10 protein-coding genes are annotated in these 10,168 nt (G+C 66.2%); 9 read left to right on the forward strand and 1 reads right to left on the reverse strand.

Features of this window, described 5'->3' with window-relative positions:
- Positions 1 to 370, forward strand: a 370-nt coding sequence (locus SPI01S_RS22795) for a hypothetical protein (RefSeq protein WP_373278330.1), incomplete at its 5' end; no start/stop codon positions are given.
- Between the two features lie 58 nt (positions 371 to 428).
- On the opposite strand, the gene SPI01S_RS21285 is transcribed toward SPI01S_RS22795, so the two are convergent.
- Positions 429 to 773, reverse strand: a complete 345-nt coding sequence (locus SPI01S_RS21285; RefSeq protein ID WP_066727321.1) for a PilZ domain-containing protein — start codon at positions 771 to 773, stop codon at positions 429 to 431.
- A gap of 327 nt (positions 774 to 1,100) precedes the next feature.
- On the opposite strand from SPI01S_RS21285, the gene SPI01S_RS21290 reads away from it, so the two are divergent.
- From SPI01S_RS21290 to SPI01S_RS21325, 8 genes are all read left to right on the forward strand, one after another.
- Positions 1,101 to 2,570: a DEAD/DEAH box helicase gene (locus SPI01S_RS21290; protein ID WP_066727322.1), complete on the forward strand. Its 1,470-nt coding sequence runs from the start codon at positions 1,101 to 1,103 to the stop codon at positions 2,568 to 2,570.
- A 290-nt stretch (positions 2,571 to 2,860) separates the two neighbouring features.
- Positions 2,861 to 3,577 carry a PEPxxWA-CTERM sorting domain-containing protein gene (locus SPI01S_RS23195; protein ID WP_066727324.1) on the forward strand — a complete coding sequence of 239 codons (717 nt, stop codon included), beginning with the start codon at positions 2,861 to 2,863 and terminating at the stop codon, positions 3,575 to 3,577.
- A gap of 236 nt (positions 3,578 to 3,813) precedes the next feature.
- Entirely contained in the window at positions 3,814 to 4,368 is a 555-nt protein-coding gene (locus SPI01S_RS21300) for a F0F1 ATP synthase subunit delta (RefSeq protein ID WP_066727326.1), read from the forward strand.
- Between the two features lie 11 nt (positions 4,369 to 4,379).
- Positions 4,380 to 5,909 carry a F0F1 ATP synthase subunit alpha gene (atpA, locus tag SPI01S_RS21305; RefSeq protein ID WP_066727327.1) on the forward strand — a complete coding sequence of 510 codons (1,530 nt, stop codon included), beginning with the start codon at positions 4,380 to 4,382 and terminating at the stop codon, positions 5,907 to 5,909.
- A 14-nt stretch (positions 5,910 to 5,923) separates the two neighbouring features.
- Positions 5,924 to 6,799, forward strand: coding sequence for a F0F1 ATP synthase subunit gamma (locus SPI01S_RS21310; protein WP_066727329.1), 876 nt, complete (start codon positions 5,924 to 5,926; stop codon positions 6,797 to 6,799).
- Positions 6,800 to 6,826: 27 nt separating this feature from the next.
- Entirely contained in the window at positions 6,827 to 8,299 is a 1,473-nt protein-coding gene (gene atpD, locus SPI01S_RS21315; RefSeq protein ID WP_066727331.1) for a F0F1 ATP synthase subunit beta, read from the forward strand.
- 47 nt (positions 8,300 to 8,346) lie between these two features.
- A complete protein-coding gene (locus SPI01S_RS21320) occupies positions 8,347 to 8,598 on the forward strand; it encodes an ATP synthase F1 subunit epsilon (RefSeq protein ID WP_019369009.1) in 252 nt (83 codons plus the stop codon).
- 234 nt (positions 8,599 to 8,832) lie between these two features.
- Positions 8,833 to 10,168: TadA family conjugal transfer-associated ATPase (locus SPI01S_RS21325; RefSeq protein ID WP_084253691.1), on the forward strand; the 1,336-nt coding region annotated here is incomplete at its 3' end.

Here is a 10,168-nt window from a genome sequence, read left to right on the forward strand (position 1 = left end):
GGACATTGCGCCTCTTGCGATCTCCCGCCAAAATCTCTGCATGACAGATGATCAAGTTCGCGTGAGAGCAAACATCCGATTCCTATCTACGGAAGAGGGCGGTCGAAGTTCACCGCTGTCGGGCGGAGGCAGTTACAGGCCTAACCACAACTTCTTTGGCCCGGACGACCGCGACATGTGCATGGGCTTCATAGAATTACCGGAGGGCCAGCAAGTCGCGCCAGGCGATACCATCCAAACCGACATATCCCTCCGGATTTATCCGGCGGTGAAGCCCGAAATGAGCGTTGGTCGGCAATGGCGCATACAAGAGGGCGGCAAGCTGGTGGCGGTAGGCACGATCCTTGAGGTGCTCGATCCCGTTGCCTGAATGTCCGAAAGTGGGGCGGGAGCGGTCAGATCTTTGCTCGGGCCGCACACGAACCGGCCTACTCCCCCTCCCGCAACATGCTCGCCCGCCGCAGCCGCGCCTCCAGGTCCTCGACCATGCTCTCCCGGCTGCGAAACGCATGCTGCAAATCCCGCTGGCTGAGCGGCATCAGGAATTCGCAGCCGTGGCGCTCGCCCTCGCGCCACACCACCCGCGCCTCGCGCGCGCCGGCGCCGGACATGCCGATCCAGATCAGCGTGCCCTCTGGCAGCGCGACATCGGCGGTGAACAGGAAGCCGGTGCGCGAGAAATTCTCCACCACTGCGTCGAACGGACGGCCGTCCATGCCGCGCACGGTGGTTTCCCGATTCACCAGGAAGCGCACCGCGCCGCGCGCGTCCATGCTTCCCCAAACTTCGAGTCTCGCGACGAGCACCTGCGCCTGTTCCCTTGCCCCAGGCCTTTGGCTCTACGACAAACGGGGTTAACGGCTGACCAACGCGCAGCCGCTTCTTGACGCGGCGCAACATCGCTGCCATATGTGCAATCACGGCGAGGCATTTACATGCAGCGTGATCGGCGGCGCGCCCCTGTTGGGGACCTGCTCCGCTAGGCTCTGCTTCGTCGCTTATCGGCTTCCCAAATCACGCGGGGCGTCACTTGTTGACCCCGCCTTCGCGCGCGCCCTTTGAAGATGCGTGCGCGCCGGCCGCATCTATAAGGTACTACCATGCAATTCAAAGAACTCGGCCTTTCCGAGACCGTCCTGGCTGCGCTCGCCGCCAAGGGCTATACCGACGCGACCCCGATCCAGGCGCAGTCGATCCCCGCGCTGCTCGAAGGCCGCGACCTGCTCGGCATCGCGCAGACCGGCACCGGCAAGACCGCGGCGTTCATGCTGCCGTCGATCGATCGCCTGATCGCCAGCGGCAAGCGTCCGCAGCCGCGCGGCTGCCGCATGCTCGTCCTCGCGCCGACGCGTGAGCTCGCCGCCCAGATCGCCGACAACGCCAAGCATTATGCCAGCGGCACCGGCCTGCGCATCGCCACCGTGTTCGGCGGCACCTCGGTCCACAAGAACAAGACCGACCTTGCCCGCGGCGTCGACATCCTCGTCGCCACGCCGGGCCGTCTCGTCGACCTGCTCGACCAGCATTTCCTGATCCTGCTGGGCATCGAGATCCTGGTGCTCGACGAAGCCGACCAAATGCTCGACCTCGGCTTCATCCATGCGCTGCGCCGCATCGTGAAGGAGCTGCCGACCAAGCGTCAGTCGCTGTTCTTCTCGGCGACCATGCCGAAGACGATCCGCGAGCTGGCCAGCCAGTTCATCCACAATCCGGTCGAAGTGAAGGTGACCCCGGTCGCAACCACCGCCGAGCGTGTCGAGCAGTTCGTCACCTATGTGACGCAGGCCGAGAAGCAGGCGCTGCTGACGATGCAGCTGCGCAACCCGGAGATCGACCGCGCGCTGATCTTCACCCGCACCAAGCACGGTGCCGACCGCGTCGTGCGGCTGCTCGCCGGCAACGGCATCGCCGCCAACGCGATCCATGGCAACAAGAGCCAGCCGCAGCGCGAGCGCGCGCTGGGCGAGTTCCGCTCGGGCAAGGTCAAGCTGATGGTCGCGACCGACATCGCCGCGCGCGGCATCGACGTGTCGGGGGTGAGCCATGTGTTCAACTTCGAGCTGCCGAACGTGCCGGAGCAATATGTCCACCGCATCGGCCGCACCGCACGCGCCGGCGCCGACGGCATCGCGATCAGCTATTGCGCCGATGACGAGCGTCCGTACCTGAAGGATATCGAGCGCCTGACCCGCCAGAAGCTGACGGTGCAGCCGCTGCCGGAAAATTTCACGGCCGAATCCGACAAGATCAAGTCGACCCGCTCGCCGATGCCGGTGAGCCGCGACGAGCAGAACGGCCGCAACGGTCGCGCCCAGCAGCATGGCCAGGGTCGTCGCGGCGACGGCCAGCCGGCACGTGGCGGCCGCGGCGGTCCGCGCAGCGATGCGCCGCGCAGCGGTGAACCGCGCCGTCAGGAAGGTGCCGGCCATGCCGGTGCTGGCGCCGGTGCCGGTCGCGGCCCGGGTGCGCCCAAGCGCAAGTTCCAGGCACGTCCGGCCGGCGGCGGCCAGGGCCGTCCCGCTGGCGGCGGCAATCGCGGCCAGGGCGGCGGCGCAGGTCGCGCCCGCTGAACTGAGAACAAAGGGCGTCGCCGCTTGCTGCTGCAGGCGTCGGCGTCCATCTTCACGATCGTCATCCCCGCGAAGGCGGGGATCCATTGAAGGAAACGGCGCAGCGCTTGCTGGTTCGTCCTGGCAAATGGATCCCCGCCTTCGCGGGGATGCCGCATTTTGGGGCGCAGGCAATTCCACCCGTCCCAACCCGGCACGGCTGTGCCAAAGCCGGTCATTCACCAATTTCAATAAGCTGGCAGCCACTGCGCAGACCACGCTAGCGCTCGCCCCACAACAGGTGGGAACAGATGACGATGCGCAATGCCCTGATGGCCGCAGCCCTGGTGCTCGGCGCCGCGGTGCCGGCAACCGCCAGCGCCACGGTGGTGATCACCGGCTATGACGACGATCCCGGCTATCTCGCTGCCGATCAGATGGTCTACACGCCCACCGGCTTCGTCGGCAACTGGCCGGGGATGAGCCGCTTCCGCTTCACCGGCACCGAAAACGGCAAGACGGTCGAGTTCCTCACCTATTGCGCCGACGCCTTCACCGCGATCGGCACCGGCAGCTTCGAGCGCGCCGACATTTCCACCGTCCTCGGCGACACCACCCGCCAGCAGCAGCTGCTGACATTGCTCACCCATTCGGAGATCCTGCTCGGCAGCGAGGGCGATCTGCTCGCCCGCAAGACGATCTCCGCCGCCACGCAGCTGGCGGTGTGGGAGATCCTGAGCGAGAACAGCGGCAGCTACGACACTACGGGCGGCCAGTTCTACACCGTCGGCGGCAACAGCGACGACGCCCGCGCGCTCGCCAACAGCTACCTGACCCAGATCACCACCGGCGGCTGGACGGCGATCGCCGGGCACAAGCTGCAGCTGCTCTTCTCGAAGGACCAGCAGAGCCAGGTGTTCCTGAGCGCGGTGCCCGAGCCCGCCAGCTGGGCGACGATGATCGGCGGCTTCGCGCTGGTCGGCGGCATGTTCCGGCGGCGGCGCGCGGCGACCTACCGAGTCGCCTGACGCCTCGCTATGTCGATGATTTCGGGGCGGGCGAGCGTATCGCCTGCCCTTTTTCTTGGGCGCTTCCAGACACGCCGAAACGCAAACATGAAACGAGCGTGTGACGTTTCGGCGACTCGGGTTGCATCCCTTCGACCGCGATGCTAGCAGCCCGGCAACCCATCGGGGGCGCAGGTTGTGTCGCCCCCCTTTTGTGCATGGGGTCACTTCCGACCCTCCGAGAGGAAACGAATCGCGTGGAGAATTCCGGCGGTATTCAGGCCAGCCTAAGCGGACGCTACGCAACCGCGCTGTTCGAGCTGGCACGTGACGCCAAGGCCATCGAGGCCGTCGAAGCGAGCCTTGCCACCGTGCGGGCGGCGCTCGACGAGTCGCCCGAGTTCAAGGCCCTGGCCACCAGCCCGCTGATCGGCCGCAAGGACGCCGGCAAGGCGGTTGCGGCTGCGGCCGGCGCGATGGCGCTGGATGCGACGACGACCAAGTTCCTCGGCGTGCTCGCCGAGAACCGCCGTCTGGCGCAGCTGCCGGCGATCATCCGCATGTTCCGCCTGCTGGCGACCAGCCATCGCGGCGAGACCACGGCGGAAGTCGCCTCGGCCCACCCGCTCGATGCCGGCCAGGTCGATGCGCTGAAGGCGCAGCTGCGCACCCGCATCGGTCGCGACGTTTCCGTCGACCTGTCGGTCGATCCCTCGCTGCTTGGCGGCCTGGTCGTGAAGATCGGCAGCCAGATGATCGATTCGTCGATCAAGACCCGACTGAACTCCCTCGCGCACGCGATGAAAGGCTAAGGCTGAAGAAGATGGATATCCGCGCCGCAGAAATCTCGAAGGTCATCAAGGACCAGATCGCCAATTTCGGCACCGAAGCACAGGTTTCGGAAATCGGCCAGGTGCTGTCGGTCGGCGACGGCATCGCGCGCATCCACGGGCTGGACAATGTCCAGGCCGGTGAGATGGTCGAATTCGCCAATGGCGTGCAGGGCATGGCGCTCAACCTCGAAGCCGACAATGTCGGCGTCGTGATCTTCGGCTCGGACGCCCAGATCAAGGAAGGCGACACGGTCAAGCGCACCGGCACGATCGTGGACGTGCCCGTCGGCAAGGGCCTGCTCGGCCGCGTCGTCGACGGTCTCGGCAATCCGATCGATGGCAAGGGCCCGATCGAATATACCGAGCGTCGCCGCGTCGAAGTGAAGGCGCCGGGCATCATCCCGCGCAAGTCGGTGCACGAGCCGGTGCAGACCGGCCTCAAGGCGATCGACGCCCTGGTGCCGATCGGCCGTGGCCAGCGCGAGCTGATCATCGGCGACCGTCAGACCGGCAAGACCGCCGTCGCGATCGATACCTTCATCAACCAGAAGGGCCCGAACGCGTCGGACGACGACAAGAAGAAGCTCTTCTGCATCTACGTCGCGATCGGTCAGAAGCGCTCGACCGTGGCGCAGATCGTCCGCCAGCTCGAAGAGAATGGCGCGATGGAATATTCGATCGTGGTCGCCGCGACCGCGTCGGAGCCCGCACCGCTGCAGTTCCTCGCGCCCTACACCGGCTGCGCGATGGGCGAGTATTTCCGCGACAACGGCATGCACGCCGTGATCGTGTATGACGATCTGTCGAAGCAGGCCGTCGCCTATCGCCAGATGTCGCTGCTGCTCCGCCGTCCGCCGGGCCGCGAAGCCTATCCGGGTGACGTGTTCTATCTCCACAGCCGCCTGCTCGAGCGCGCCGCGAAGATGAACGACGCCAACGGCTCGGGCTCGCTGACCGCGCTGCCGATCATCGAAACCCAGGCGGGCGACGTGTCGGCCTATATCCCGACCAACGTGATTTCGATCACCGACGGCCAGATCTTCCTCGAGACCAACCTGTTCTACCAGGGCATCCGTCCGGCCATCAACGTCGGCCTCTCGGTGTCGCGCGTGGGTTCGTCGGCGCAGACCAAGGCGATGAAGAAGGTGTCGGGCTCGATCAAGCTCGAGCTCGCCCAGTATCGCGAAATGGCCGCGTTCGCGCAGTTCGGTTCGGACCTCGATGCGTCGACCCAGAAGCTGCTCAACCGTGGTGCGCGCCTGACCGAGCTGCTCAAGCAGCCGCAGTTCAGCCCGCTGCCGTTCGAAGAGCAGACCATCTCGATCTTCGCGGGCACCAACGGCTATCTCGATGCCGTGGCCGTGAAGGACGTGGTCCGCTTCGAAGCCGCGATGCTCGCGCACTTCCGTTCGCAGCATGCCGCGGTGCTGGAGGAGATCCGCACCACCAAGGCGTTCGAGAACGGCACGCGAGACAAGGTGAAGGCCGTCCTCGACGCCTTCGCCAAGACCTTCGCCTAAGGGACCGCCGCCGGATGGCCAACCTCAAGGAACTCAAGGGCCGGATCGCCTCGGTCAAGTCGACCCAGAAGATCACCAAGGCCAAGCAGATGGTCGCGGCGGCGAAGCTGCGGAAGGCGCAAGCCGCCGCAGAAGCCGCGCGTCCCTATGCCCAGCGCCTCGAGGGCGTGGTCGCCAGCCTGGCGAGCAAGGTGGGGGCAAGCGACAGCGCGCCCCGTCTGCTCGCCGGCACCGGCAAGGCGGATACGCACCTGCTGCTCGTCGCCAATGGCGACAAGGGCCTGTCGGGTGCGTTCAACGCCAACATCGTCAAGGCTGCGATGGTCAAGGCGCGCGCGCTGATCGCCCAGGGCAAGACGGTGAAGTTCTACCTCGTGGGCCGCAAGGGCCGCGCGGTGATCGCCCGCACCTTCCCCGGCATGATTGTCGCCCAGTTCGACACGACCGCGGTGCGCACCCCGGGCTTCGACGAGGCCCGCGCCATCGCCAAGGACGTGACCGACCGCTTCTTCGCGGGCGAGTTCGACGTGGCGACGCTGTTCTATTCGCACTTCCGCTCGGCGCTGGCCCAGGTGCCGACCGAGCAGCAGCTGATCCCGGTTTCGGTCCCCGCGACCACCGAGCCCAGCTCGGGCGCCGCGGTGGAATATGAGCCTGACGAGGAGACGATCCTCGCCGATCTGCTGCCGCGCAACCTGACGGTGCAGCTGTTCAAGGCGCTGCTCGAGAACCAGGCCAGCGAGCAGGGTGCGTCGATGACCGCGATGGACAACGCGACGCGCAATGCCGGCGACCTGATCAACCGGCTGACGATCCAGTATAACCGTTCCCGCCAGGCCGCGATCACGACCGAACTGGTGGAAATCATTTCGGGCGCCGAAGCGCTCTAAAAGCTGCACGAAGCAAGGAAAGCAACAATGGCAACCGCCGCTGTAGACACCCCCCCGACCACGGGCACCAACAATGTCGGCCGCATCAGCCAGGTGATCGGCGCGGTCGTCGACGTGACGTTCGAGAACGACCTGCCCGCGATCCTTTCGGCGTTGGTGACCGAGAATAACGGCCAGCGCCTCGTGCTCGAAGTCGCGCAGCATCTGGGCGAGAACACCGTCCGCACGATCGCGATGGACGCCACCGAGGGCCTGACCCGCGGCCAGACCGTGACCGACACCGGCAACCAGATCCAGGTGCCCGTCGGCCCGGCGACGCTCGGCCGCATCCTCAACGTCGTCGGCGAGCCGATCGACGAGCGTGGCCCGGTCGGCACCGATCTGCGCGCCCCGATCCACGCCGAGGCCCCGCTGTTCGTCGACCAGTCGACCGATAGCGCCATCCTCGTCACCGGCATCAAGGTGATCGACCTGCTCGCGCCGTACGCGAAGGGCGGCAAGATCGGCCTGTTCGGCGGCGCCGGCGTGGGCAAGACCGTGCTCATCCAGGAACTGATCAACAACATCGCGAAGGGCCATGGCGGCACCTCGGTATTCGCAGGCGTGGGCGAGCGTACCCGTGAGGGCAACGATCTCTACCACGAGTTCCTCGACGCCGGCGTTATTGCCAAGGACGCCGACGGCAACGCCATCTCGGAAGGCTCGAAGGTCGCCCTCGTTTATGGCCAGATGAACGAGCCGCCGGGCGCCCGCGCCCGCGTCGCGCTGTCGGGCCTGACGATCGCCGAATATTTCCGCGACGTCGAAGGCCAGGACGTGCTGTTCTTCGTCGACAACATCTTCCGCTTCACCCAGGCGGGCGCGGAAGTGTCGGCACTGCTCGGCCGTATTCCGTCGGCGGTGGGCTATCAGCCGACCCTGTCGACCGACATGGGCCAGCTGCAGGAGCGCATCACCTCCACCAACAAGGGTTCGATCACCTCGGTGCAGGCCGTGTACGTGCCCGCCGACGATCTTACCGATCCGGCGCCGGCCACGTCGTTCGCCCACCTGGACGCGACGACCGTGCTCAACCGCGCCATTTCCGAGCTGGGCATCTACCCGGCGGTGGATCCGCTCGACTCGACCAGCCGCGTGCTCGAGCCGCGCGTCGTCGGCCAGGAGCATTACGAGACGGCGCGTGCGGTGCAGGCCATCCTGCAGAAGTACAAGTCGCTGCAGGACATCATCGCGATCCTGGGCATGGACGAGCTTTCCGAAGAGGATAAGCTGACCGTCGCCCGCGCCCGCAAGATCCAGCGCTTCCTCAGCCAGCCGTTCCACGTCGCCGAAGTGTTCACCGGCATTCCGGGTGCGTTCGTGCAGCTGGAAGACACGGTGCGCTCGTTCAAGGCGGTGGTCGACGGTGAGTATGACCATCTGCCGGAAGCGGCCTTCTACATGGTCGGCGGCATCGACGACGCGATCGCCAAGGCCAAGAAGCTCGCCGACGAGGCGTAACGGACTCTCGCCCCTCTCCTTCGGGGGAGGGGCTTAGGATTGAAAAGATGCTGCACTTCGAACTCGTCACCCCGGAACGTCTCGTCCGCTCGGAAGAAGTCCATATGGTCGTCGTCCCCGGCAGCGAGGGCGATTTCGGCGTGCTCGAAGGCCATGCACCGATCATGTCGACGATCCGCGACGGCAATATCGAGGTCTACAAGGCCGGTGCGACGACGCCCGAGCTGATCCGCGTCGAAGGCGGCTTCGCCGAGGTGAACGAGCGCGGCTTGACCGTGCTGGCCGAACGCGCCGAATAAGCCGGGGGCTGGGCACTCCCGGCTACTGCAAACCAGACCATCGTCATCCCCGCGAAGGCGGGGATCCATTCGCGCCAAGGCGTCGGCTCCTGCCGAAACCGCACAGGCCAATGGATCCCCGCCTTCGCGGGGATGACGGCGTTTAGAGCATCCCGCTTCCCACCTTTGCATAGTTAGCCAAATCGCAAACCTTCGCCGCTAACCCTCAAGCCTTCTTTGGGGACGTGAAGGTCAATGAGCGCATTCGGGCGTCGCAACGGCATGGGGAGCGGAACCGGGGGGCGGCCGACCTTCGGAGTCGCGCGCCCGATGCAGGGCGGCGGATTCCAGCGCCCCGAGCCGCTGCCGCTCGGCGGCGAGCAGTTTCCTCCGCTCGATTCGGTGCCGCTCCCCGGCCAGCATTTCGCCGACCCGATGCTCGAGCGCGACCCGCTCGGCCCCAGCGCCGCCAGCGCCGATGCGATGCAGCGGCTCGCCGACCGCCAGGCGGCACCCGCCGACCAGGGCAGCTCGCGCAACGAAGGCTTCGAGGCCTCGATCCACCGCATCAAGGAACAGGTGCTGCCGCGCCTGCTAGAACGCGTCGATCCCGAGGCCGCGGCGACGCTGAGCAAGGACGAGCTCGCCGAGGAATTCCGTCCGATCATCGGAGAGGTGCTCGCCGAGCTGAAGCTCACCCTGAACCGGCGCGAACAGTTCGCGCTGGAAAAGGTGCTGGTCGACGAGCTGCTCGGCCTCGGCCCGCTCGAGGAACTGCTCGCCGACGCGGCCATCACCGACATCATGGTCAACGGTCCCGAGCAGACCTATGTCGAGCGCAAGGGCAAGCTGGAACTCGCCAACATCCAGTTCCGCGATGAGGAGCATCTGTTCCAGATCGCCCAGCGGATCTGCAACTCGGTCGGCCGCCGGGTCGATCAGACCACGCCGCTGGCCGATGCGCGCCTCAAGGACGGCAGCCGCGTCAACGTGATCGTGCCGCCGCTTTCGCTGCGCGGCACGGCGATCTCGATCCGCAAATTCTCCGCCAAGCCGATCACGCTCGACATGATGGCCAAGGGCGGCTCGATGTCCGAGAAGATGGCGACGGCGCTCAAGATCGCGGGCGCCAGCCGGTTCAACATCGTCGTCTCGGGTGGCACCGGCTCGGGCAAGACGACGATGCTCAACGCGATCTCGAAGATGATCGACCCAGGCGAGCGCGTGCTGACCATCGAGGACGCTGCCGAACTCCAGCTGCAGCAGCCCCACTGGCTGCCGCTGGAAACGCGCCCGGCCAATCTGGAGGGCCAGGGTGAGATCTCGATCCGCGACCTGGTCAAGAACGCGCTACGCATGCGGCCCGACCGAATCATCCTGGGCGAAATCCGCGGCGCCGAGTGTTTCGACATGCTCGCCGCGATGAACACCGGTCATGACGGGTCGATGTGCACCCTCCACTCGAACAGCCCCCGCGAAGCGCTGGCGCGGATGGAGAACATGGTGATGATGTCCGACATCAAGGTGCCCAAGGAAGCGATCAGCCGCCAGATCGCCGATTCGGTGGACCTGATCATCCAGGTGAAGCGCC

The sequence above is a fragment of the Sphingomonas pituitosa NBRC 102491 genome (genome assembly GCF_001598435.1).
In the GTDB taxonomy this organism is placed as follows: Bacteria; Pseudomonadota; Alphaproteobacteria; order Sphingomonadales; family Sphingomonadaceae; genus Sphingomonas; species Sphingomonas pituitosa.